General features: G+C 34.1%; 18 protein-coding genes and 1 pseudogene. 6 read left to right on the top strand and 13 right to left on the bottom strand.

The genetic code is table 11. The annotated features are described in order from the left end of the window. The first annotated feature begins 2 nt into the window (after positions 1-2). The 3 genes and pseudogenes from argJ to KI230_RS00800 all read left to right on the top strand — a co-directional run bounded on the left by argJ (position 3) and on the right by KI230_RS00800 (position 2771). Positions 3-1244 (top strand): annotated as a pseudogene (gene argJ, locus KI230_RS00810) (bifunctional glutamate N-acetyltransferase/amino-acid acetyltransferase ArgJ). A gap of 15 nt (positions 1245-1259) precedes the next feature. Then, entirely contained in the window at positions 1260-2024 is a 765-nt protein-coding gene (gene argB, locus KI230_RS00805) for an acetylglutamate kinase (RefSeq protein ID WP_000668881.1), read from the top strand. Positions 2025-2291: 267 nt separating this feature from the next. Continuing rightward, a complete protein-coding gene (locus tag KI230_RS00800; RefSeq protein ID WP_001802886.1) occupies positions 2292-2771 on the top strand; it encodes a YagU family protein in 480 nt (159 codons plus the stop codon). 327 nt (positions 2772-3098) lie between these two features. On the opposite strand, the gene ausB is transcribed toward KI230_RS00800, so the two are convergent. The 10 genes from ausB to KI230_RS00750 all read right to left on the bottom strand — a co-directional run bounded on the left by ausB (position 3099) and on the right by KI230_RS00750 (position 19173). Beyond that, complete coding sequence (ausB, locus tag KI230_RS00795) at positions 3099-3743, bottom strand: aureusimine biosynthesis 4'-phosphopantetheinyl transferase AusB (RefSeq protein WP_000215724.1); 645 nt, start codon at positions 3741-3743, stop codon at positions 3099-3101. Between the two features lie 12 nt (positions 3744-3755). Further along, entirely contained in the window at positions 3756-10931 is a 7176-nt protein-coding gene (ausA, locus tag KI230_RS00790) for an aureusimine non-ribosomal peptide synthetase AusA (protein WP_045178342.1), read from the bottom strand. 446 nt (positions 10932-11377) lie between these two features. Further along, the gene (locus KI230_RS00785; protein ID WP_000826862.1) at positions 11378-12628 is read right to left on the bottom strand and encodes an MDR family MFS transporter; all 1251 of its coding nucleotides are present in this window, start codon (positions 12626-12628) and stop codon (positions 11378-11380) included. Positions 12629-13013: 385 nt separating this feature from the next. Further along, on the bottom strand, positions 13014-14039 hold the full coding sequence (locus KI230_RS00780; RefSeq protein ID WP_000706137.1) for an NAD-dependent formate dehydrogenase: 1026 nt from the start codon (positions 14037-14039) through the stop codon (positions 13014-13016). A 173-nt stretch (positions 14040-14212) separates the two neighbouring features. Continuing rightward, positions 14213-14572, bottom strand: coding sequence for a Na-translocating system protein MpsC family protein (locus KI230_RS00775; RefSeq protein ID WP_001092004.1), 360 nt, complete (start codon positions 14570-14572; stop codon positions 14213-14215). A gap of 216 nt (positions 14573-14788) precedes the next feature. Further along, positions 14789-15820 carry an acyl-CoA dehydrogenase family protein gene (locus KI230_RS00770; RefSeq protein WP_000171648.1) on the bottom strand — a complete coding sequence of 344 codons (1032 nt, stop codon included), beginning with the start codon at positions 15818-15820 and terminating at the stop codon, positions 14789-14791. Between the two features lie 12 nt (positions 15821-15832). Then, on the bottom strand, positions 15833-16594 hold the full coding sequence (locus KI230_RS00765; RefSeq protein ID WP_000197961.1) for an ABC transporter permease: 762 nt from the start codon (positions 16592-16594) through the stop codon (positions 15833-15835). Further along, a complete protein-coding gene (locus tag KI230_RS00760; RefSeq protein WP_000826671.1) occupies positions 16591-17565 on the bottom strand; it encodes an ABC transporter substrate-binding protein in 975 nt (324 codons plus the stop codon). Before KI230_RS00760 ends, KI230_RS00765 begins: the two co-directional genes overlap by 4 nt. 13 nt (positions 17566-17578) lie before the next feature. Continuing rightward, complete coding sequence (locus KI230_RS00755; protein WP_000590844.1) at positions 17579-18319, bottom strand: ABC transporter ATP-binding protein; 741 nt, start codon at positions 18317-18319, stop codon at positions 17579-17581. 341 nt (positions 18320-18660) lie between these two features. Next, the gene (locus tag KI230_RS00750) at positions 18661-19173 is read right to left on the bottom strand and encodes a DUF4242 domain-containing protein (protein WP_000171919.1); all 513 of its coding nucleotides are present in this window, start codon (positions 19171-19173) and stop codon (positions 18661-18663) included. A 177-nt stretch (positions 19174-19350) separates the two neighbouring features. On the opposite strand from KI230_RS00750, the gene KI230_RS00745 reads away from it, so the two are divergent. Further along, positions 19351-19554, top strand: coding sequence for a hypothetical protein (locus tag KI230_RS00745; protein ID WP_000356963.1), 204 nt, complete (start codon positions 19351-19353; stop codon positions 19552-19554). A gap of 294 nt (positions 19555-19848) precedes the next feature. Here the strand turns inward: KI230_RS00745 and KI230_RS00740 are convergent, their stop codons facing one another. Together KI230_RS00740 and KI230_RS00735 are read right to left on the bottom strand one after the other, a co-directional pair. Next, positions 19849-20808 carry a cation diffusion facilitator family transporter gene (locus KI230_RS00740; protein WP_001013481.1) on the bottom strand — a complete coding sequence of 320 codons (960 nt, stop codon included), beginning with the start codon at positions 20806-20808 and terminating at the stop codon, positions 19849-19851. A gap of 645 nt (positions 20809-21453) precedes the next feature. Next, entirely contained in the window at positions 21454-22941 is a 1488-nt protein-coding gene (locus KI230_RS00735; RefSeq protein WP_045178327.1) for an aldehyde dehydrogenase family protein, read from the bottom strand. A gap of 426 nt (positions 22942-23367) precedes the next feature. Between KI230_RS00735 and KI230_RS00730 the strand changes: the two genes are divergently transcribed. After that, the gene (locus KI230_RS00730; RefSeq protein WP_001237005.1) at positions 23368-23751 is read left to right on the top strand and encodes a YbaN family protein; all 384 of its coding nucleotides are present in this window, start codon (positions 23368-23370) and stop codon (positions 23749-23751) included. A gap of 6 nt (positions 23752-23757) precedes the next feature. Beyond that, positions 23758-24084, top strand: coding sequence for a staphylobilin-forming heme oxygenase IsdI (gene isdI / locus KI230_RS00725; RefSeq protein WP_000480603.1), 327 nt, complete (start codon positions 23758-23760; stop codon positions 24082-24084). Positions 24085-24148: 64 nt separating this feature from the next. Here the strand turns inward: isdI and cap8P are convergent, their stop codons facing one another. Further along, positions 24149-25294 (bottom strand): type 8 capsular polysaccharide synthesis protein Cap8P, encoded by a 1146-nt coding sequence (cap8P, locus tag KI230_RS00720; protein WP_000723452.1) that lies wholly within the window; start codon positions 25292-25294, stop codon positions 24149-24151. Positions 25295-25325 lie beyond the last annotated feature (31 nt).

The raw sequence follows: 25325 nt of genomic DNA, 5'->3' as shown, positions 1-25325 counted from the left end.
GAATGAAACATCAAGAAACGACATCACAACAATATAACTTTTCAATTATTAAACATGGCGATATCAGTACACCTCAAGGCTTCACGGCTGGTGGTATGCACATCGGTTTACGCGCTAACAAAAAAGACTTTGGGTGGATTTACTCATCGTCTTTGGCAAGTGCAGCTGCCGTATATACTTTAAATCAGTTTAAAGCTGCACCACTTATTGTCACTGAAGACACTTTACAAAAGTCTAAAGGAAAATTACAAGCACTTGTTGTTAATTCAGCTAATGCAAATTCTTGTACCGGTCAACAAGGCATAGATGATGCACGACAAACACAAACATGGGTTGCTCAACAACTTCAAATACCATCTGAGCATGTTGCTGTTGCTTCAACTGGGGTCATTGGTGAATATTTGCCTATGGATAAAATTAAGACTGGGACCGAACATATTAAGGATGCTAATTTTGCAACGCCAGGTGCGTTTAACGAGGCAATTTTAACAACTGATACCTGTACAAAACATATCGCTGTATCACTAAAAATCGATGGTAAAACCGTTACAATTGGTGGTAGCGCCAAAGGTTCAGGTATGATTCACCCAAATATGGCTACCATGCTTGCTTTTATAACAACCGATGCATCGATTGAATCGAATACACTTCATCAATTATTAAAATCTTCGACTGACCATACATTTAATATGATTACTGTTGATGGCGATACAAGTACAAATGACATGGTATTAGTCATGGCAAATCACCAAGTTGAACACCAAATACTTAGTCAAGACCATCCACAATGGGAAACATTTGTTGATGCATTCAATTTTGTCTGTACATTTTTAGCTAAAGCTATAGCCAGAGATGGCGAAGGCGCAACAAAGTTAATCAGCGTCAATGTGTCAGGCGCTAAATCAATATCAGATGCAAGAAAAATCGGTAAAACTATCGTAAGTTCAAATCTAGTAAAATCAGCTATTTTTGGCGAAGATGCCAATTTTGGTCGAATCATTACAGCTATTGGCTACAGCGGATGTGAAATTGATCCTAACTGCACATATGTTCAACTGAACCAAATACCTGTCGTTGATAAAGGTATGGCTGTACTATTTGATGAGTAAGCTATGTCGAATACATTAACTCATGAAAATGTCACAATTGACGTTCAGCTTGGTTTAGGTAACGCTGCAGCGACTGCATACGGTTGTGATTTATCCTATGATTATGTGCGTATCAACGCATCATATCGAACATAAGGTGGTGTTGGTTAGATGAAATTTATTGTCATTAAAATTGGTGGCAGTACACTTAGTGACATGCATCCATCAATTATTAACAATATTAAGCATTTACGATTAAACAACATCTACCCTATTATCGTTCATGGCGGTGGCCCATTTATTAATGATGCATTATCAAACCAGCAAATCGAGCCACACTTTGTTAATGGCCTAAGAGTGACTGATAAAGCAACCATGACCATTACTAAACACACGCTCATTGCAGACGTTAACACTGCATTAGTAGCTCAATTTAACCAGCACCAATGTTCTGCGATAGGCTTATGTGGTTTGGATGCTCAATTATTTGAAATTAAACGTTTTGATCAACAATATGGATATGTCGGTGTCCCGACCGCTTTAAATAAGGATGCTTTACAGTATATATGTACTAAATTTGTACCTATCATCAATTCGATTGGTTTCAATAACCATGATGGAGAATTTTACAATATTAATGCTGACACGCTTGCCTATTTTATTGCATCATCATTAAAAGCGCCTATTTATGTATTAAGTAATATTGCAGGTGTACTCATCAATGATGTGGTTATACCTCAATTGCCATTAGTCGATATTCATCAATATATTGAACATGGTGATATTTATGGAGGTATGATTCCCAAAGTGCTAGATGCCAAAAATGCGATTGAAAATGGCTGTCCTAAAGTTATCATTGCATCAGGAAACAAGCCAAATATCATTGAATCTATTTACAATAATGATTTTGTTGGCACAACAATCCTTAATTCATAACTATGAAATTAAGGCCTAACAAGTTTTGACACGCGATGATTCCAGTTCGATTATCCATTGCGCTAAAACATTTATTTACCGTTCATCTCGTTAACAATTTTGAATACAGTACGATACAATATGAGATGTAAAAAACTAATAACCTTTTACAAATTTGTTCATCAAAATATTTTAAGTTTTGCAAAGCTTTTTATTGTGATTATTTTCACAAAATACTATAATGAGGATAGTAAATAGAGAGGAGTCCTTAAGTTGACGAAACGACAAATGGGTATATTCATTTATGCTGGAATTATCGGTGGCTTGTTATCTGGAATTGTAAAATTAGGTTGGGAAGTCATGTTTCCACCTCGCACACCAGAACGTAATGCAACGAACCCACCTCAAGAGTTATTGCAACAATTAGGATTTAGTAGTGAATTTACACATCAGACGTATACATTTTCAAATATGGAATTACCTTGGGTAAGCTTCATTGTTCACTTTAGTTTTTCTATCGTCATTGCAATTATTTACTGCATATTAGTTAAAAAATACGCTTACTTAGCAATGGGACAAGGTGCTGTTTTTGGTATTGCTATTTGGGTATTATTCCACCTTATCATTATGCCAATCATGCATACTGTACCTGCTGTGTGGGATCAACCATTCCAAGAGCATCTGTCAGAATTCTTTGGCCATATCGTCTGGATGATGACAATTGAATTAGTGCGACAACATTTTGTCTATCGCTATAAATTAAATTAATACACTGACTAACATTAACGTGAGTTTTAAATCATCGTTTGAGTATGATGATTGATGCTCACGTTATTTTATTAACTGACATGATATGATTCCAGCCAACTTACGTGAGCATTAAAGTCTCAAATGCGTCGTAACAAACTATTATTTTCGGTAATTTCAATATTGCTCAGTATATTTTCACCTTATCACTTACTTTAATCTCGTCATGATTTTGAATGATGCCATCGTGTATTCACCTTTCATTTTTCCAATAAAAAAACATCTAACAGTAAACATTTAGGCAGTATAGTTTAAAATCACTGCGCAATGATACTGTCAGACGTCATATTAACTACTCAATAACTGAAATACAGACACTTTTTTATAACCCCAGGGTGCCTGTCCTAAGAAACATACCTGTACCATAAACTGATCAAAAATAAATTGTTTGAACTTCACTTCACGTGATTGATAAAAGTGTGATTGTGTCATATCATAAATGTCCAATCCTTTGATTAAACCTTCACCAATCAATTTTGTAAAACTTTCTTTTTGTGTCCATATTTGATAAAAATCATTTAAACTACATATTTGATGTGCTTCGTTTGTAGAGAAACACGTCACTAACGTACGCCAGTCTAAACGTTGTGATATCTTTTCGATATCTATACCAACTGGTTCTTTATCGACAACACACACGATATAAGGATAACTATATGATAAGCTCACATAGATGGGCTGTCCATCACGATTGTGTTGAACAATATCTGCCTTACCTCGTGGCGAAATGTGATAATGCCATTCATGTGGTAATAAACCTGTGTCATGTTGAATTCCATATTGCACTAAAATATCTCCCAATCTGTGCATGAGTTTATCTTGATTGTATCTATAGTTGACTGTACGCGGTTTTTTATATGACCAACGACTTTGTGATATTAATTCTTCAATACTTTTCAAGTTACTCTGTAATTGCATTACAAATACTGTCATAACTTTCCCTACTTACTTATTGAATATTGTTTTGATATATTGTGCCCAATGATACAGCCAATTGTTAGTTATCGTTGGCCATTTTTCACTGATGTGATTCATTATTTTTAATGTTAATGTTGTATCTATCATTGCTAGTTGTTGTTCACGGTCAACACTAGTTAATCCAATCGTTTCGTACATGTCTTGTTTCTGTAAAATTTCATTAAATGATTCATCGCTGACGAGTTCAATTTCTTTGCGCTTAACGCATTCTAACAAAGATTTCACCGGCATTTTATTAGGTGATAGCACATGGTAAATGATTTGTGGTGTGTTGACTTGTGCTAATGCGACAATTTGTCTTGCAGTCGTATCCACAAAAGAAAAATCTACAGGCATTTCAGCCATGCTAACCCCGATACAATCCAGTTGTAACAAATCATTCATTACCATTGAAAAACGGTTAGTCTTTATATTTCTCATATGCCATCTTCCATTGTAAGGACTCGTCAAATTACCAACACGTACAATCCGACCATCTAAGCCATTATTTACAGCTTCTAATACTTTTAATTCACTATAAAATTTGCTCCGTGTATATGGTGATGTTAGTAGTTGCCCTTTATAGACATCCGCTTCTGAAAATGTCACATCTTCTGTGTCTATATCAAAATAAGTTCCCACACTTATCGTAGACACATATATTAACCTTGCATGATGTTGTTGTGCCAAACGTATGACATCAACAGTACCTTGAACATTTACTTTTTCAAATTCATCATCATCACCAAAGTGATCTGTACGAGCACCTGCATGAATAATCGTATCCATGTTTTCTGGTAAAACAACATCATCCATACACTCAAAATCACCAACAATGACTTCAATGTTTGATAACATCATTTCAACCGTCTCTTCTGAAAAATAATCATTTAAATTCGTCATCAACTTATACCATGCTATTTCCTCATTATCAGCACGTATGAAACAATAAATGCGATGACTGTATCCTTGTAGTACTTCAATCAGATAAGCACCTAAAAAACCTGTCGCGCCAGTCAATAGTGTATTTCCTAGAGGTCGATGACTTAGACTATCCTCTAAAATACCCAAGTTATAACGAGACATAACAATCTTTTGTAATTCCGAAAGATTATCCGGTAATGCAACTAATGATTGTTGATTTTGGTACATATAATTAACAATCTGTCGCACGGTTTTATATTGGTATAATGTCTGCATTGAAATATGATGGCCAAATCGTTTTAAATGCGAGACAACTAACATCGCCTCTAATGAGTTACCACCAAGTTCAAAGAAATCATCGTCAACACCGACATCATTTTGTTTCAATACCTCTCCAAATACATCAACAAATGTCTGCTCAATTTCATTAGAGGGTTCGCTATACACTTTATTAGACTGTTGTATAGGTGATGGATTTGGCAAACGCGTAGTATCCACCTTGTCATTCGTGGTTAATGGCATACAATCGATATGCGTTATAGTCTTAGGAATCATATACTTAGGCAGATGATCATTTAAATATTGCTTCAAATCTTGCTCCACTTGTTGCTCTCCGACATAATAAGCATTCAATATATCATGCATATCAAAGTGACTTACTGTGACAACACAATCAGATATACCACGAATAGCTAATATTGCATTTTCAATTTCATCAAGTTCAATACGGTACCCGTTAACTTTCACTTGTTTATCTATTCTTCCTAAAAATTCAATTTGACCATCAGATGTATAACGTGCTAAATCACCACTATGATACAACTTTCCTTTACCAAATGGATTATTTTGCCATTTATCAGCCATTAATTCTGGACGATTAATATATCCTATCGCTAAACTATCACCTGCAATACACAACTCGCCTGGCATACCAATACCGCATAACAAACCATCTGACATAATATATACTTGGATGTTAGATAAGGGTTTGCCAATTGGAATCGTCTCAGGTATCAAATCACCACAACGATGTGACCAATACGATGTGATGACTGTTGACTCAGATGGTCCATAGGCATTGAAATACGTGCCACAATGCTTCTCAATATATTTAACAAAGGATGCCGTACTAGTTGCCCCGCCTGTAATCAACTTTTCAATATAAAAGTCTTCCATAACACTACACATCTGTAACGGAATCGACGCAACCGTCACACGATGCTTATTAATGAGTTGTTGTAACTGTTCTGGATTAACACGTTCCTCTCTATCTGGAATCACAAGCGTATGACCATTTAACAAACAACAATAAATCTCCATAACTGATGCATCAAAAACAATATTTGCATGTTGCAAAAATACTTCATTGTCGCCTAATTGCAATTCAGTTGACCATGCATGCACTAAATTCAACAAATTTCGTTGTCGTATGGCAACCCCTTTAGGCATCCCGGTCGTACCAGATGTGTAAATAGCATACATCTCATTATCTAACATCGCTGTGTTTTCAAGTTGATTGCCATGTAAATCATCATATTGTTCATTTTCCTTTGATTCAACAAAGCCTTTAGCATTTTCCAATTGAATGACTGGTAATGTCGTTTCAATTTCAACGCCGTAAGACATGACTGCAGTTACTTTAGCATCCTCCAAAATTGCAGCTTGTCGTTTATTCGGAAAATCAATATCGATAGGTATATAAGATGCACCTACTTTAACTGTCGCCAACATCGCCGCAATCATTTCAAAACTACGTTCTGTAAACAAGGCAACCCGTTGACCATTGCCCACACCATTTGATAGGAGCATGTGCGCAATGGCATCCACATAGTTGCGTAATGTTTCATACGTCATTGTCAAATCATTCATGACTAGCGCAACATGATTACCTTGTCGTGAGACAACTTCATTAAAGTAACTTATGATAGATTTATTTCCCGGGACATTAAGCATTCGATCGTTAACATGCGTATTGACCCAATTTAGAAGTTCCTCCGTGCCGTTTGGTATATCACAAATTTGTAGTGTATCTTGATGCTTCAAAATATAATCAATCATAATCATACATTGATTACCCATGTGACGAACTGTTTCTGAGTGATATAAATCGGTATTATACTCGATATTGATTATATAGTCATCGCGATCTTCTTCAATGATGAAAGATAAATCAAATTTCGCCGTCACTGATTTGGGTTGAATGTGTGTTAATTTACTATGCCCAAAATGAGCATGATTCGTTTCATTGTTTTGTAGTACTAACATGACATCAAATAATGGATTCCGTGAGGCATCATGTGATTGATCTAAGTCATTTACTAAACATTCGAATGGGTATTCTTGATGCTCGTATGCCTCCAAACTCATTTCCTTAACCTCTTGTAAAAACTGTGTCCACATTTTATCAGGTGACGGTTGCCCTCTATATACCAACGTATTAGCAAACATGCCTAGCATTTGCTCCGTGCCTTTATGCATACGTGCACTCATCACACTACCGACAACAACATCATCTTTTCGAGCATATCTGCTTAACAACGTCATAACCACACTCATAAAGAACATAAAATCAGTAATTTGATGCTTTTCTACATACTTTTGAAGTAGCTGTCTCATTTGTTGATTCATTGTAAATGACATCATTGCTCCATTTGTCGTTTTAATATTTGGTCTAACATAGTCTGTCGGTAAGCTTAAAATAGGTACTTCATCTTTGAATTGAGATAACCAATATTGTCTATGTTTCGTCATATCACGATGCGACATCCACTCACTATAGTCTTTATATTGCAATTTAAGTGGTAACAATAATTTATGTTGATAAAGTGCGTTAAGATCATTCATTAATTGTATATTACTCATACCGTCATTAATGATATGATGTGTATCTATAAACAGGTATGCATGTAAGGGACTTCTAATGTATCTCACTCTAATTTGACTTGGCTTTTCCAAATTAAAAGGTGCCACAAATTGGCGCATAATTTCTTGTTCATCCGTAAAATGCGTGTTAACTTCTTCAAAGTCAGCTACAACATCTGCCACAATACGTTGTCGAACCTCATCATCTACAACAATATATTGTGTTCGTAGAATCTCATGTCGCGCTATCAAATGCTGAACTGCTTGTTGCAATTGAGCTACATTAAGTCCTGATGATAACCGCCATAAAAAAGGTACGTTATACACCGTATCTTTATGGTTTGATTTCCATAATAAATACATACGCTTTTGTGCAGAGCTCAGCACATAATCATCTTTAACTATAGCTTCTGGAATCACTTCATAGTTTTGTTCTTGAACCTTAGCAATCGCTTGTGCTAGTTCAAATACAGTTGGCTTTTGTAATAAATCACCAATTTGTAATCGTTTCCCAGTAGATGCCTCTATCCGATTCACCACTAACGTTGCTTTTAATGAATGGCCACCTAATTCAAAGAAATTATCATGAATACCTACTTGATTCACATGTAAAATATCTGCAAAAATTTGGCATAGCAAGTGTTCGGTATCTGTACTCGGTGCTACATAGGCATCCGTATCGACATAGTCCATGATAGGCAATGCCTTCTTATCTAATTTCCCATTAATAGTAATAGGAATTTGCTCAATATGCATGAAATTAACTGGTATCATGTACTCCGGTAAGGTCATACGTAATTGTGATTTAATCTTATTATGTGATAATGTATGCATCGCTTCATAATAAGCAACGATATACTGATCTTGATCATGATTTTGAACAATAACAACTGCTTTATTAATACCTTGTATACGCTCGAGCGCATGCTCAACCTCTGACAACTCAATCCTAAACCCTCGAATCTTAACTTGTTTGTCCTTTCGATATAAATAATCTATGTTGCCATCGGGTAACAAACGAACGATATCACCACTTCTATACATCAGCTGATTTATATTTGAATCTTTGATAAATTTATCTGCTGTCAATTCTGGCTGATTTAAATAACCTGCAGCTAACCCAAAGCCACTTGTACATAATTCTCCAGGAATACCAACGCCACACCGACGCTCGCCTTGCATGATATAAACATGAGTACCCAGAATCGGTTTACCAATAGGAATACGATTTGGAACTTTGTTAGGTATATTATACGTCGTTGTAAATGTTGTATTTTCAGTTGGTCCATAACCATTAATAATTTGAGGATGCTTCGGTTTTTGATTAAGCAAATCCACCCACTTAGCATTCAATACTTCTCCACCAATTAATAAATACTTTAACGGTACCAATACTTCTATTCGTTCACTAGCAATCTGATTAAATAATGAGGAGGTTAACCACATAGTATTAACGTCATTTTCATTGATTAATTGTTCTACCGCTATTGGATTTAATAATTGTTCTTTTTTAGCAACAATCAGCTTTCCACCATTGAGCAATGCACCATATATTTCAAATGTTGCAGCATCAAAGGCTATAGTTCCTGATAACAAAATTGTCGTCTCTTCATTTAATGGTACATAATGATTTCGATGGACCAAGCGAACAATACCTCGGTGCGGAATTAGTGTCCCTTTAGGGTTACCAGTTGTCCCCGACGTGTAAATAACATAAGCATGATCTTCTAACGTGTTACATTTAGAAAGATTATCAATATTTTTCCACGCTATCTTATTCAAATCAATGTGATTAATATTTTGTTTACCATTTTCATATAAAGCTTGGTACGTTATTACAACTTTAGGCGTTGCATCTTTTAAAATGTACTCCTGACGATCAATTGGATAGTTCGGATCAATTGGCACGTAAGCCCCACCAGCTTTCAACACACCTATCATCGCTATTATCATCTCAATACTTTTTTCAGCTATGACAGCGACACGATCATTAGGTTCAACACCATACTGGTTTCTCAAACGGTGTGCTAAATCATTCGCGCGTGCATTCAATGTTTGATATGTTATAAACACTCCGTCAAATTGCACAGCGACATGATTCGGCGTTGCTTCAACTTGTTGCTCAAATAAGGTAACAACTGTTTGCGCATCATCTATCTCAGGCAAACTTAAATTGATATCGTCATATAATTGAATATCACGTTCTGTCATCAAATTAAGTTCATCTACAGTTGTTCGTTTATTTCCATTTTCTTCAGTAATTTGCAAATAAATATTTCGAACTAAGTCACTCAGCGTCTCGATTGAGAGCAAATCATATGCTGCACTGTTATATATAATTTTGAACCCGTGTTGATGTGGAAAAATTTCAATATCCGCTAAAGATGTATGTGCATCATGTATTTGATGTACATCCTCAATAACATCATTACAACAAGACATCATATGATGATAACAATGAAAAATAGTCTCTAGTGAAAGCGAAGACTTCGCGCACTGTAATTGCGACATATTTTGCAACACACATTTATTAAAATCTGTTGTAAAACGTTGACATACATCTTTTGCATCGATTGTTAACGTTAACGGCACAATATTTCCGTGTAAATCATTTGGTAAATGTGATGGTACATGTATACCTAATGTGACATCATGTTGTTGACTCATTATATGATTAGCTAAATACACACTAACAGCCAACGATGCCATATCTATTGATGTCATATCATCAATCAAATACGTTTGATATAAAGCTTGCTCAAATGGCTGCTTAATTGGTAAATAACTATCAATATGGATGTCAGAGTTATTCTCTAACCGAAAATAGTTTGAGTCTAATGCTATATGCGATGCATCTTGATTGTCTTTATCATCATTTCTATTTAAATGTGCATGCTGTCGAGTATTGTTAATAACAGTATTGCCACGATATGCATTGCATAAATCATCAAGAAAAATATCAATTTGACTATCATCGAAAATGGACACATGAAAATCTAATAGTATATATGCAGCATCAGCGAACTGAAACAATTTAAATTTGAATAAAGGTGAATCATTAAAATGGTAAGTACTTAATTCTTGCTTAAAAAAAGCTTCTAAATCATAGTTTGCGGAAGAAGTTGGAACTTGTTTTATCTCAATAAAAGGCAGAAATTCATGAAGTATCATTGTTAAATTGTCATCGGTAGTAACATCAAAAAAATGTCTTATAGATGCATGTTGTTGCACAATTGTCGATAATGCATACATCATTTTAGTAGCTTCAACATTTTTAGCGAGTTTAACCCAATACGCATTACGGTGTGTCGTTGATTCTGTATTATTTTTGTATATACGAAAATATTCCTGTTGAAATCTCAAATTACCCATAATCATAAAAAGTCCTTCTTTCATATCATAATACTCATTACTTACTGAAATTGCATGATGATATGATAACCGACGAAATGTTAATTAACTCGTTATGTAATGATTAATATAAAACACCATTCGCAACATATGAGCGATATATTCTACCCTAAAATACATCTTGTATCATCGTTACAATTGGTATATTTTTCAATGTAAATTACATACATCTTCGATAAATAGCACACTACAACTCGTTAATCACTTTCTGTTGTTCATATCTCATTGCAAATTCAATATTGTTGTTACAAAATATCCATGAAGCAAGTTTATATTAAACAAACAACTCGCATAAAACAATTGTTATCCTTAAATTTTAACAAATTCTTAATAAATTTATCTCTATTTTAATTACGACCAAATTAATAGGTTTTCAATATAAAAAGATGCATAAAATAAATATTTAAATAAATTCAATTTGTATTCACTTGTTTTTGTCCCCCGAATACACCAGCAACAAGCATGCTAGCACCAATTGTTAAAACGATAAACATATACAGTCCCATTTGTAATGACGTTAAGAAAACACCCAACACAATCCCTAACCTAGCTAGTGTTTCTGAAAAATGAATACCTAATGCATTAACTGCACTATATGTTCCTCTTTTAGCTTTAGGAATAATTTTAAAGCGTTGTTCTGAAACTATAGGCGAATAAATAATCTCACCTACAGTCGCAATTATCATAAAAACAACTAATAAGCCAAACTGATTAAGATAGGTTAGACCACTATAGCCAACAATATAAATCAGCAAACCAGTGATTAAAGCTTTTTTAAAATCTATTTTCAATACAACTTTCGAGATTGAATACGTGAGTAAAATGACGACGACCGTATTAATCATTAGCAAGATTGCTAACATCTTAGCACCTGTAATATCATATGAACCTATACTTATTGTTTCAAACTGATCCTTTAGTCTAATAGCAATATATGAGGAGATTGAAAATTCACCCATCATGATGATACTGAACCCCGAAATCAATAACATATAATTACGGTCTTTCAAAACTAATTTATAACTGCGAAATATATTCATTATTTGTAATTTTTGATAACGACTTGCATGCCTCTTGTCATCACTTTGCTTTACTTGATTTCGGTCTTGAGGTAACCAAATATATAAAATAAAGAGTACAATTAAAAATATACAAGCTGCTATTAAGAAAAGTAGTAACATACTGTAGCCATACATCAAGCCACCTAACAATGCCCCAATAGCTACCGATAAGTTCGTCATCCAATAGCTAATCTTGTAAATATAATGTTCCACGTCTTCGGTAATTGCATCCATAATTAATGTGTCCATAACTGGAAATTGTAATCCCCAAACGATTGTAAATATGGCATATGCAACACAAAAACCAATAATTTGCCACAATTGATGTGACCCAAATACGCCCATGAACACAAGCATTATCACCATCGTCGCTTGATAAATAAGTACTAGCAACTTTTTCGGAAAAATCTCAATAAGGTAACCAGATATAATGGACAATGGAAATTTTAGAACCACTAAACCAACAAGATATATACCGACAATTGATTGACTTAACATATCTGTTAAATATAGTGCTATAAACGGTATAAATGCTGTCGTAATAATTAGCTGTAAAAAATTGCTAATCAATCGTACTTTCAAAGTCGTACTTAAGCGTTTCATTAATAACTACACCCCTATCCACATATATACACACTACCATTTATATAAAATCTATTATTAGATTATACGTTGAAACAAAGAATTTTTAGTTATACAAAGTTATTTAACAAACAAATGCATCGATTTTACAATGCATCTTGCATATAATGCCTCAAAAAAATTAGCACTATATGACTATATATTATTCCAAATGAATGAAATTTATCAATAATTGCGTAAGTGAACACATATGTGCGTAAATGTTAAATCATTGTCCTAACATAGCCGTGACTATACTTAGATGTAATCATAAAAAAACTACTGCCATCTTTACAACAGCAGTAGTGCTTATATGATTCATTTATATAAAATTGAAAGCGTTAATCGCTAGCCCAGCATCCTTATTCTATTTAGCTGTATAACTTTTACTAGCAATACGACCACTTGCAACAATAATATCTTTATCTTGGAAAGGTTCATGATTGAAGAAACGCTCTAAAATATCTTTAACTCCATCTTCAATACGTTTTTGTGCTTCTAAAGTCATACCTGAATAGTGAACCGTCATAGCATTTCTAGGCATTGTTCTCCATGGATGATCAGCAGGTGCAGGTTGTGGATACCAAACATCACCAGCATATCCTTGTAAATGCTCGGATGCTAACGCTTCAACTAACGCATCGCGATTTACAATTTTACCACGTGCAGTATTCACTAAATAACTGTGTTTTTTCATACGACTTAAAACATCTTTATCAAATAAGTTATCAGTTTCTGGTGTTAATGGTGCATGAATTGTAATCGCATCACTTGTTGAAACAAGTTCATCAAAGCTTACAAATTTAGACAATTTATGGTCTTGTTGATTGATTGGATCATAGTGTTGTAATGTTACATTAAATGGCGCTAATCTTTCAGCAACAAGTTGTCCAATTCGACCAAATCCAAAAATACCAATTGTTTTGTGTTGTAATTCATGCGCATGATTACCTACTTGAGACAAGTTCCATTCACCTTCTACTGATTGACGATGACCTTCTTCATAGTTTCTAAGAAGTATTAATAAATCCATAACCGCATGTTCTGCCACACTAACTGTATTACTTCCTGTAACTTCAACGACACCAATATTGTGTTCACTTGCTGCCGCTAAATCTACATGGTCAGATCCTACACCTGCTGTAATTGCTAATTTCAAGTTCGGTGCTTTTTCAATACGTTCACGAGTCATATATGCAGGATAAAATGGCGCACTAATAATCACATCCATATCTGGTAAATGTTTATCTAAGTCTTCACCATTATCTGCTAATATAATGAACTCATGTCCTCTTTCCTCTAAAAATGTTTTTAATCCTAATGCTTTTTTAGTATTAAGTAATTGATTTTCTTGACCTTCTACTGCTTCTGGAAATAATGCTACGATTTTCATATCCATCTCTCCTAAATGATAAATTTTGACTTCCTTAAAGTACGTGTTGCATGTTGCTTGTTTTAAAAATATGACAAAAAAAACGGCACCGTTTGACATACCACCCCCTTGAATTATTGTTAAATTCAAAGCGAAGTTAGCAAACAGCACCGTGTACCTTACACCAGCAACACTTATTCTATTGACTTATCGAAAACAAATATTGAAATGACTTCATCATCATTCAAATCAATATCTGTAAATAATTTTACAAACTTAGCGCCTACAAGACTTTCCATCTCATTTACATCTATTTCTTTATACATCTGTTTAATCTTCTCTGTGCGTGTATAATGGAGCATCGATTCATTGCGTTTGTCGTTTAGGTAAAAACTCTCAACTTTACTCAAAACACCTGTCATATGTGCAATCGCCCAATTATCTTTAAACGACACTCGAATACTATTGGGTCCTTTACCCACGTATTCTTTACGATAAGATCTTACTAGATTCGAGAATTGTTGTTCTTTAGTATGCGTATCTATAGTATTCACCTTCTTTAAAATAAGAAGTTCATTAATTGTTCACATTTTCATTATACACCTTATTAACACTTTTTCAATGATAACGATTATTATTATTACGAAATGTATATTTTCCTAGTTAAAAGGATATAACAAATTAACAGAAAATGTTTATAAACTAAGATTTATATTATTTTAAAAAATGTTTCAACAAACGCATCTAAACAAAAAATCAGCTTATCACACTTACCCCTTCAACTCTGCTTCAAGTTTACCTAAATGTCTTAATGTTGGTGTCAATGCTGCAAAGAAGAATCCTTCTTTTAACTTGCGAACTTGTGGCGAATATGGTGTGTACGCTCTTGAACCACCATTGACAACAGAAGCTTGATTTACATCTAGCAATAAATAGCCGATGTCCTTCTTCAATGATATTAATTCATTTAAATGTGAAGTTAAGTTACCGTCATCTAATATTGCATAATATTCTTCTCTAAGTTGACGATAACGTTTTTTAAAAGCTTCAACATCATACTCTAAATATTGATTTATTCCGTTTTGCACATTTGAAAATGCATCAATTAACTCTAAAGAACTTTTAATTGAGCCTAATCCTATTGGAATTTGGTAAGCAATAAATTGCGGGCGAATAGTTGCCGCAAACTGCTTCGCATCATGCGTGATAATTTGTGATTGTGGCACTACGACTTGATTCAATGTGATTTGATACGTTGCTGACCCGTTGACTCCTAAAAAATTGGTTTTTTCAACAAGAGTGATACCATCTTGATTGGCACGTAGAATGAACATGACAAATTCATCTGATGATTCATGTTTCGAAATCGCACCAAAATAATGGTCTTCTTGAATATTACTTACAGCTGGCATACGTCCACTGACAACCAATTGTCCATCAACATAAGTGTGTTCAAGGTTCAACTTTTCTAAATCATTAAATGACTTCATCGGATTAGACAATCCGGTAGCACCTAATATTTCTCCAGATAACAATTGCTGTTGTAAGTCATTATTTAAATGTGGCTGCGTGGCATTTTCTAAATACGTTGAAAAAGCTAATTGGCACCATAAACAAAATCCTGTTGTCAAACAAGACTGCGATACAGCTTCGATTACTTCAGCATTTTTTCTCAATGCCGCCTCACCGAAATAACCATCTACAAATAATTGCTGAATAAATGTTCTCGGATAATACGTCCCTTCATCAACTTCTACTAAATGAGGATCTAATTGTTCTTTGATAAGCGTTTCTAAAGTCATCATCATCTCTCCTTATTCACCAAATCTTCTAAGTATAAACTGCTCAATATAACTAATGAATCGATCAATAATAAAACCAAATAATCCGATAAAGAATATTGCTGCTAAAACATCTTCTAAGTTCAACATATTTCGTGCATCAACGATTAAAAAACCTAATCCCGATTGTGCACCAATCATTTCACCAGAAACTAAAAATATCCAACTTGTTCCTACCGCCATATGTATCCCAGCCATGATTTGTTTAAATGCCCCGGGAAATAATATATTGCGATACAATGACCACCCAGTTAAATTTAAATTTGCCGCTATTTTTAAATATTGAGGTTCAATGTCTCTAACGCCTTTAATAGTATTGAACACAATTGGGAAAAAAGCAGCGATAAAAATAATCGCAATCGCTGGCAAACTACCAATACCAAACCATAGAACAACAAATGGTGCCCATGCTATCGGAGATATCGGCCTAATCAATTGAAATAGCGGTTCGATAGCGTTGTATAGCCAACGATTCCTTCCAAGCAAGAAGCCCAATGGAATAGCAACCAACAATGCGACAACAAAGCCCGCTACAAATCTCCATAAACTAATTGCTAAATGTTGGAAAATTTCTCCAGTAACAATGAAAGTCCATATACTTTTTCCTACAAGAGCAGGACCAGGTAACAATACAGGTTGGTAATGCCCAATAATAATGACCATTTCCCAAATGCCTAAGAAAATAATAAATGTGATAATAGGTAATATAAATTTGTTATTTGTGGGACGTGTCATGAACGCGATGCCTCCTTATACAATGACGGTTCAACAAAGTCATCATATGCAGGTGGATTAAACAAATGATGTTGTTTTACCAATGTCGTAATTTCTTGATAGCCGGATGGCTTAATTGTTAAATCACCATAGGATGTCCATGCCGCTGACTGTGTTAAAACGTCACGACTTTGTTTAAAATGATGCGTCATAATGTCTACACTTTGCTTGCGATCATTCATTTTAAAGCCAGACTTTTTATAATCTTGTACAAATGCTTGCGCTACATCCTTGTGTTGATCAAGCAATTCCCCTCTCAGTACTAGCACACAGCAATACGCATCAGGTATAACGTCATCACCATGTTTCAAAGTCTTACCTTTGCCTAACTTTTCACCCAGTGCACCGAATGGTTCGGCTACAGAATACCCTGTAATTCTGTGTTCACTCAATGCGGCTGGCATTTCTGCTGGCGACATTTCATGATAGCTAAAATGCCCCGGTTTAATCTTTAATTGTTTACGTAATTCCTCAAGTAAAAGATAATGTGTTGAATAACGATGTGGTATACCAAAATGGTAATCATCGCCATTATTATTAAATTCATTTAAGTGCATACCTTTTTGTCCCATAATGACATTGCCTTCATGATGGCCCAATGCCACAGCCTTTATATTTGAGCCCTTCTGTTTTGATTTCATCGCTAGCTCTATTAAAGTTGATGCACCATCAATACGACCACTGTTTAATGCGTCCATTAAATCTGGCCAATTATTGAATTTAACTAATTCTAGTTTATATTTCGGATGATTGTATTGTGATAATAATTTTTTAGTCATCATCAAATTAGCTGAATGTGTAATCGGCAAATATCCAATTTTAATCACTTGCTGATTTTGGGCATTTTTAGACGGTTCTTTAGACGTCCTTTGCCAATCACATCCTGTAATTATAAAGATTCCAATGATGACGATTATGCTTAACCTTTTCATCGTCACTCACTCCTTATAAATAATATTCAGGTTCAACTTGATGATGATTCAATGCAAATGTTTCCATAATTTCATTACGAATCTTAAGTAGGTGGCTATCATTACGACTGCGTGGATGTGATGCTGTAATTTCATATTGAGAAATAATATTGCACCCTTCACCTAACAGAACAATGCGGTCGGAAAGATAAATAGCTTCATCAATGTCATGCGTCACTAAAATAATAGTTGATTGCGTTTTATGTTTTAGTTGCACTAGTTGATCCTGAAGTTTATAACGTGTAAATGCATCTAATGCACCTAATGGCTCATCCATCAATATAACGTTAGGCTTATGCACATGCGCTCGACATAGTGCCACACGTTGTTTCATACCCCCGGACAGTTGCTCGGGAAAATGCTTTCCCCTGCCTTCTAAATCAACTAATTTAAGCTGTGCGTTAATCTCTTCATCACTAATTTTCTGTTGAAATCCAATCCTAATGTTGTCATTAATCGTTTTCCATGGCAGCAAATTATGATGTTGAAATAGCATTAAACAATCTGGAGACGGCTGTTGTTTAATTTCGTTATCAATAATGACACGTCCAGATGATGGATGAATAAATCCACCGATGATATTGAGTAAAGTAGACTTTCCGCAACCACTTTTTCCTATGAAAGTGACTATTTCTCCTTTGCTAATGTCCAAATTAAAGTTATGAATTACTTTATGTGATCCAAAGTGATGTTGTAATTGTTGTATTTTAATCATGACAAGCCCCCTTTTAATCCCTACTATTTTAATAGGAATTAAGTGTATATCTAAAGGGCTATGCCAAACACAGCCCTTATATCGTGAATTGTTATATCTATAGATGATTATGGTTTGGTATGAGTGCTCTTATAACATAAGCGTTATTCAATTAACGACGTTATATTAATTTCAGCTCTACTAAATTTCAATAAAATGATTGTTTTAGACAATACTTGCATTTAGTTCATTAGTTTCTTCATATCAACTACTTACATTTATAGCATTGAGCTATTCTAATTAACTGCAATCGAAATCCACGTCAAACCTATATACATATATCTCATCAACTTGTTGTCTTATTAAAGTTTTTCGATGCCATCAATCGGTGTATCAACTGCTTTTCGCGCGCGACGTACCGCTTCTTCATCAGGTGCGTTGTATAAACAAATACATTTAGACATATCTTCACATACATATGTGCGTTTAAATTCAACTTCTGGCACTTCTTCATAATGAACAGAATTTTTCTTTTTACGTGCTAAATATTGATCCATCGTAATGCCTTCCGGAATGTTCCAAGTTACAAGGTAATCAACATGTGCATCACCATTTTTAACTTCATCTAAATCTTTACCAACTAAGCGTACTTCTTTGACTAATTGAATACTAATATCTGCTTCTGTTAAAAATTGTTTAGCTTCTGCTTCGTCATTTGCTTCCACAATAAAATAACCATGAGTTAAATTTTCAGTAGCTTGTACTTCAATTAATGTTGGAATTGTCTTCGTAGATAGTGATGCTGCCTTTGCTTCTAGTTCTTCTTTCGTTGATGCAAAATCAAGATTGTTAGCTTCTAATAAAAATAATGTCATTAATAAGACCTCCTATAACAATGGTTGAAAAAATATTACTATAATTCTTATCGGATTACAAGGATATTGAGCGATTTTTTAAATATTTAGATAAAATTCTGTAAAATATATTTTCAAAGAGTATAAAAATCATGTTAGGGTATAAGTAAATAAACATATATATAGGGGGCTATCATTATGGATAAAGAATCTGTCGTAGCAAGTTTAGCTAGAAACAAAAAGATTGCTGTAGAAACAATGGCCGGTCAAAGATACATCATAGAACGCATTTTACATACAAATGATGAAAAACATATTCATATTTTGAAACCTAAAGATGTCGTGTTAGATGTAGATAGCATCAAAGAAATTGACGAAAATCATTTAAATGATGCAACATAAGTATAAAACAAACGTGGGAGTGGGACAAAAATGATATTTTCGCAAAATTTATTTCGTTGTCCCACCCCAACTTGCATTGCCTGTAGAATTTCTTTTCGAAATTCTCTGTGTTGGGGCCAACACCCCAACTTGCATTGCCTGTAGAATTTCTTTTCGAAATTCTCTGTGTTGGGGCCCCTGACTAGAATTGAAAAAAGCTTGTTACAAGCGCATTTTCGTTCAGTCAACTACTGCCAATATAACTTCGTAGAGTATAGAACATTGATTTATGTCCCAGCCTGTACAATGTTTTATTTATGTTAATTTGTCGAAGTATGGCTCATCTAATGGATTCAATTGCAAGTTTTCAATTTGCAACGTTGAATGTGCAATGCCATATTTTTCTTTCAACAATGATGATACTTGATCAATCGCTTGATAATCATCACCCTCATATTTTTTATCTAACACAACATGGGCACTTAATGAATAATGCTCTGTTGTAATACTCCACAAATGAAATTCATGTACATCTAATATGCCATCTATGTTTTTAATATCTGCCATAATTTGATCAGTATCCAAATGTTGAGGCACACTTTCCATTAAAATTAACCACGCATTACGCGTAATTTTATAACCACCACGTAAAATGATGAGTGAAATTACAATACTAATGATTGGGTCGATGATGCGCCATCCTGTAAAGTAAATCAATACAACTGCAACGATGACACCAATAGAGTTCAATAAGTCTCCCATGAAATGCCATAATGCACTTTGAATATTGATATTGTCTTCTTGTTTTAAAGACCTTACAAGGATAATTGTCAAAATAATATTAACGAGTAAACCAATACTAGCAATCATAAACATAATGCCACTTTCAATTGGTTGCGGATAAATAATACGTACAATAGCTTCATATAAAATCCAGATTGAAATTACAATTAATGCTAAACCATTTAAAAATGCAGCTAATATCTCAAATCTTAAATATCCAAATGTGTATCGTGCAGTCGGCTTTTTACTTGCAAAATAAATGGCCAACATAGATAAACCAAGTGCTAATACATCACTAAGCATATGAAATGAATCTGACAGTAATGCCAATGAATTAGATACTAAACCTCCGACAAATTCAATCACTGTAAATAACAATGTGATGATTAGTGATGCCCACAGCGTCTTTTTAGAACTTTGTTGAATTTTTTGATGATTGACATGATGAAAATATTTGTATCTGTTTATCGTATTTGCCTTTTTCCCATTCATAGTTTGCCACTCCTAAATAAATGCGTCGTATTTAATATTGTCGCTTTTAAAAATAATTCTTTATAGCTTCTCAGATTAATATTAATGCTTCCGTAATTAACCATAATTTATACACCATCGTTCTTCACATGACAACTCATTAATCTTTACCCTTTATACCTTTATGTAATATCACCTTGGAAAAACTTTTACAGCACACTCGCTCTTTACTTTATCCCTATCATATAGAAAATTTTAATAATGTACGAGATTATTGTGTTAGTTACATAAAAATGACAAAAAAGTATCTCAAATTTATTGTTTAGTTTCATTAAGTTCAAAAAATCACAATAACTTTAATGATTGTTCCACATATTAAAACAAACGATGACTTTGCATATTGAACTTCATATTTCTAAATCACCATAATTAATAAACAACTCTGTCCTTATAATAGCCGCATCGCAAATTAGCATAATTAAAAAAAGCAGTAAGATGATTTGCAATTAAAAACCATCCTACTGCTATTATTTTAGTCATTATATCCTAATATCATGATACGTGTTCCTATATATTTTGTTTTGCTTAAAATCTAAACAACGCCGTTAAATGTTAAGACTTACCGCTAGACTGACCTACAAACACGCTTCAGAAACGATATTTATTCTAGTACAAACCTTTTAAAGCATTGCTTGTATCAATATAAATATTTTTAACTTGTTGATAGTTACTTAACGCACCTTTATAAGTTTCTCGACCGATACCTGATTTTTTATAACCACCAAATGGTGCGCCTTCTGGTACTTGGTTGTAAGTGTTAATCCAAATACGTCCTGTAAGTACAGCTTTAGCAATATTTAATGCACGTGTGATATTTTGAGAAAATACACCGCCTGCTAAACCATACTCAGAATCATTAGCTATATCAATTGCTTCTTGATCGTCCTTCACTTTAATCACTGTTAACACTGGTCCAAATATTTCTTCTTGTGCTAATTTGTGATGATTGTCTGGCACAGCAATTAATGTCGGCTCAAAGAAGAACCCTTTATCTAATCCATTTTCAGTTAAGCGATGACCACCTGCTAAAATTTGTGCATCTGATTCTTTTGCTGCATCAATATATGATTGAATTTTATCTAATTGATCCTTACCAGTTTGACTACCCATTTGTGTAGCTTCATCTTGTGGATCTCCAACTTTAATATTTGAAAATGCCTCTTGTAAACGTGGCACCAATTGATCATAAATTTTTTCATGAACTAATAATCGAGAACCTGCACTACATACTTCACCTTGGTTGAATAAAATACCTAACTGAATACCTTCAACTGCAAGGTCTAAATTAGCATCATCTAATATGATATTGGCGCTTTTACCACCAAGCTCTAATGTAGCGGGTACTAGATGTTTTGCTGCAGCTTCGGCAACTTGATAACCTACATCAGTTGAGCCCGTAAATGATAATTTATCTACACCATCATGATTGAAAATTGCATTACCTGATTCTGAACCTTTACCCGTTAGTATATTGACAACACCTTTAGGTAATACCTCTTGGAAAATTTTAGCAACTTCCAATAAACTTAATGGTGTTGAAGACGAAGGTTGAATCACAATTGTATTACCTGCAGCAATGGCTGGCGCAATCTTCCATGCAGCTAATAGCATTGGGAAGTTCCAAGCAACAACAGCACCTACGACGCCAATCGGCTCATGTCGTACGATACTCATTGTGTCTTTATCGATATCATTCACTGTACCTTCTTCTGTTTCAATAACACTTGCGAAATAATGGAAATGTCTTGCAGCAAATGGAATATCAATTGCTGTTGTCTCACGAATCGGTTTACCATTATTTAATGTTTCAATCATTGCAATTTTATCTTTTTGTGCCATTAATTTATCACCAATATCACGCAACATTTGTGCACGTTCTGATTTAGAAGTTAATGACCATGATTCAAATGCCTCTTGCGCCACTTTGACTGCATGATCGACATCTTTATCTTTTGCTCTTGTAATATGTGATAGTGTTTCTCCAGTTGCTGGATTAGTCACTTCGATTGTTTCGTCACTGCTACCTTTAACAAATTCCCCATTGATAAATAAACCATAATTCTCTGCAATATAATCTCGAACGTTTACTGCCATATTATCTCTCCTTTGTTTATTGGCTATAATATAAATCTCTTAGCATCATATTTAATAATGCTTTTAAACGATATGATTCACATTATATAGTAAGCGTTTACATTTTATAAAATAATCAGCTCACAGAAGTCTCATTTTTAAAACTTTTGCGTCGTTTTTGCACATAAAAATAATCTTATTTTCGAAAACATATTGCACTTTTCAAAAATAAAACACATAATATAACTATAATACTTGAGAATAATTCTCATTAAATAGTTTGGTTGTTATGAAAGTCGCGCTTAAAATGCGTTAATGGGACAAGAATAATTCAACAACGTTTCATTTTACTGAGTCATTGCACTTATCATACACATTATATTTAGCATGAGTTATATTACTAAAACAATATTACATGCGCATTAGTACTAGAATGGAGTTTTTTCAATGCGACTTATTTTAATCGTCATTGGCTTAATATTTACAGCGCTTGGTATTGCAGGTGCCGTATTACCTTTACTGCCAACGACCCCTTTTTTACTCGTAGCAGTTTTTTGTTTTGCTCGAAGTTCAGATCGCTTTTACAATTGGCTTATTAATCAAAAAATTTATAAAGAATATGTAGAAAACTTTTATTTACATCGAGGCTACACGCTACAACAGAAAATTAAAATTTTAATTAGCTTATACATTGTAATAGGTTTTTCAATTTATATGGTGGATGTTCTTGCAGTCCGTGTAGGATTAATCATAATGGTTATCATACAAACCGCTGTACTCTTTACATTTGTAAAAACATTACCCAAATCAAATAATAAAATAGAGGAGTGATTGCCCATGTTTATGGCAGAAAATAGATTACAATTACAAAAAGGCAGTGCGGAAGAAACGATTGAACGTTTTTACAATAGACAAGGTATTGAAACTATTGAAGGCTTCCAACAAATGTTTGTCACTAAAACATTAAATACCGAGGATACAGACGAAGTTAAAATCTTAACTATTTGGGAATCTGAAGATAGCTTTAATAATTGGTTGAATTCCGATGTATTTAAAGAAGCTCATAAAAATGTACGTTTAAAAAGTGATGACGATGGACAGCAAAGTCCAATATTATCAAATAAAGTATTCAAATATGATATTGGCTACCACTATCAAAAATAAATATATTAAAAACCCCTAGTCACCGCTGGTTGTCTAAACCAACTTCATGATTAGGGGTTTTTTATTATTTGTGACGTAAAGGTACGAATTCATCCGGCTTGTCTGTGCGCAATCCAAAATAATATTCTATTGCTTCACAAATACGTCGTGATGCTTGTCCATCACCATATGGATTATTCGCTTGACTCATACGTTGATACGCTTCATCATCCTCAATCAATTGTTTCACATTTCGAACAATATTGTCATAATCTGTGCCAATTACTCTCGATGTTCCCGCCTCAACGCCTTCGGGACGCTCTGTATGATTCCTTAATACCAACACAGGTTTTCCAAATGTAGGAGCCTCCTCTTGAATACCACCAGAATCTGTCAGCACGAGGTACGATTGATTTGTAAAATTATGGAACTCAATCGCATCTAATGGCTCAATTAATTCAATCCGATTTCTCCCAGATAAATATTTTTCGGCAATCGCTCTTACCTTTGGATTACGATGCATTGGATAAATGAAGACAACATCTTTATATTCATCTGCCAAATCTCTTACTGCTTTAAAAATCTGATGCATCGGTTCCCCAATATTTTCACGACGATGCGCTGTTAGTAAAATAACTTTCTTGCCTTTATGTTTATTAATAATCGTTGAAACAAAATCATTTTGAACTGTTGTTGACAATGCGTCAATAACTGTATTTCCAGTAATAAAGATACGCTCTTTGTCTTTGTTTTCAAAAAGTAAATTTTTAGCTGCAATTACTGTTGGCGCAAAATTCAATTCAGCAATATTACTTACCATGACTCGATTTAACTCTTCAGGAAATGGTGAGTATTTCTGATGTGTTCGAAGTCCAGCTTCTACATGTCCGACCGGAATTTGATGATAAAATGCTGCCAAACTTCCTACAAAAGTCGTTGTAGTATCACCATGTACTAAAATCATATCCGGCTGTTCCTCATTAATGATGCTATCAAGTTTAGCAAGCGCATTCGCCGTAAGGCCCGCTAACGTTTGTTGATCTTGCATAATATTTAAATCATGATCAGCTTGAATATCAAATATACTTAACACACTATCTAACATATCTCTATGTTGTGCTGTAATCACAATGTTCGCTTCAAAGTTCCCATTATGATCAATTTCTTTTACTAATGGTGCCATTTTTATTGCTTCGGGTCTCGTACCGAAAATAACCATAATTTTTTTCATAACATTATCCTCTCTGAAGTTCAAACACATG

Origin of the sequence: Staphylococcus sp. MZ3, assembly GCF_018622755.1 — a bacterium.
Taxonomy (GTDB): Bacteria; Bacillota; Bacilli; order Staphylococcales; family Staphylococcaceae; genus Staphylococcus; species Staphylococcus aureus.
The sequence above is the reverse complement of the archived record's forward strand: the minus strand, read 5'-3'. Positions and strand labels throughout refer to the sequence as shown.

Bases quoted from the DNA above. Each gene is read 5' to 3' on its own strand.
- argB (WP_000668881.1), top strand. From the start codon at position 1,260: ATGAAATTTATTGTCATTAAAATTGGTGGCAGTACACTTAGTGACATG.
- KI230_RS00800 (WP_001802886.1), top strand. From the start codon at position 2,292: ATGGGTATATTCATTTATGCTGGAATTATCGGTGGCTTGTTATCTGGA.
- ausB (WP_000215724.1), bottom strand. From the start codon at position 3,743: ATGACAGTATTTGTAATGCAATTACAGAGTAACTTGAAAAGTATTGAA.
- ausA (WP_045178342.1), bottom strand. From the start codon at position 10,931: ATGATTATGGGTAATTTGAGATTTCAACAGGAATATTTTCGTATATAC.
- KI230_RS00785 (WP_000826862.1), bottom strand. From the start codon at position 12,628: ATGAAACGCTTAAGTACGACTTTGAAAGTACGATTGATTAGCAATTTT.
- KI230_RS00780 (WP_000706137.1), bottom strand. From the start codon at position 14,039: ATGAAAATCGTAGCATTATTTCCAGAAGCAGTAGAAGGTCAAGAAAAT.
- KI230_RS00770 (WP_000171648.1), bottom strand. From the start codon at position 15,820: ATGACTTTAGAAACGCTTATCAAAGAACAATTAGATCCTCATTTAGTA.
- KI230_RS00765 (WP_000197961.1), bottom strand. From the start codon at position 16,594: ATGACACGTCCCACAAATAACAAATTTATATTACCTATTATCACATTT.
- KI230_RS00760 (WP_000826671.1), bottom strand. From the start codon at position 17,565: ATGAAAAGGTTAAGCATAATCGTCATCATTGGAATCTTTATAATTACA.
- KI230_RS00755 (WP_000590844.1), bottom strand. From the start codon at position 18,319: ATGATTAAAATACAACAATTACAACATCACTTTGGATCACATAAAGTA.
- KI230_RS00750 (WP_000171919.1), bottom strand. From the start codon at position 19,173: ATGACATTATTTTTATTAGAAGCTAACAATCTTGATTTTGCATCAACG.
- KI230_RS00745 (WP_000356963.1), top strand. From the start codon at position 19,351: ATGGATAAAGAATCTGTCGTAGCAAGTTTAGCTAGAAACAAAAAGATT.
- KI230_RS00740 (WP_001013481.1), bottom strand. From the start codon at position 20,808: ATGAATGGGAAAAAGGCAAATACGATAAACAGATACAAATATTTTCAT.
- KI230_RS00735 (WP_045178327.1), bottom strand. From the start codon at position 22,941: ATGGCAGTAAACGTTCGAGATTATATTGCAGAGAATTATGGTTTATTT.
- KI230_RS00730 (WP_001237005.1), top strand. From the start codon at position 23,368: ATGCGACTTATTTTAATCGTCATTGGCTTAATATTTACAGCGCTTGGT.
- isdI (WP_000480603.1), top strand. From the start codon at position 23,758: ATGTTTATGGCAGAAAATAGATTACAATTACAAAAAGGCAGTGCGGAA.
- cap8P (WP_000723452.1), bottom strand. From the start codon at position 25,294: ATGAAAAAAATTATGGTTATTTTCGGTACGAGACCCGAAGCAATAAAA.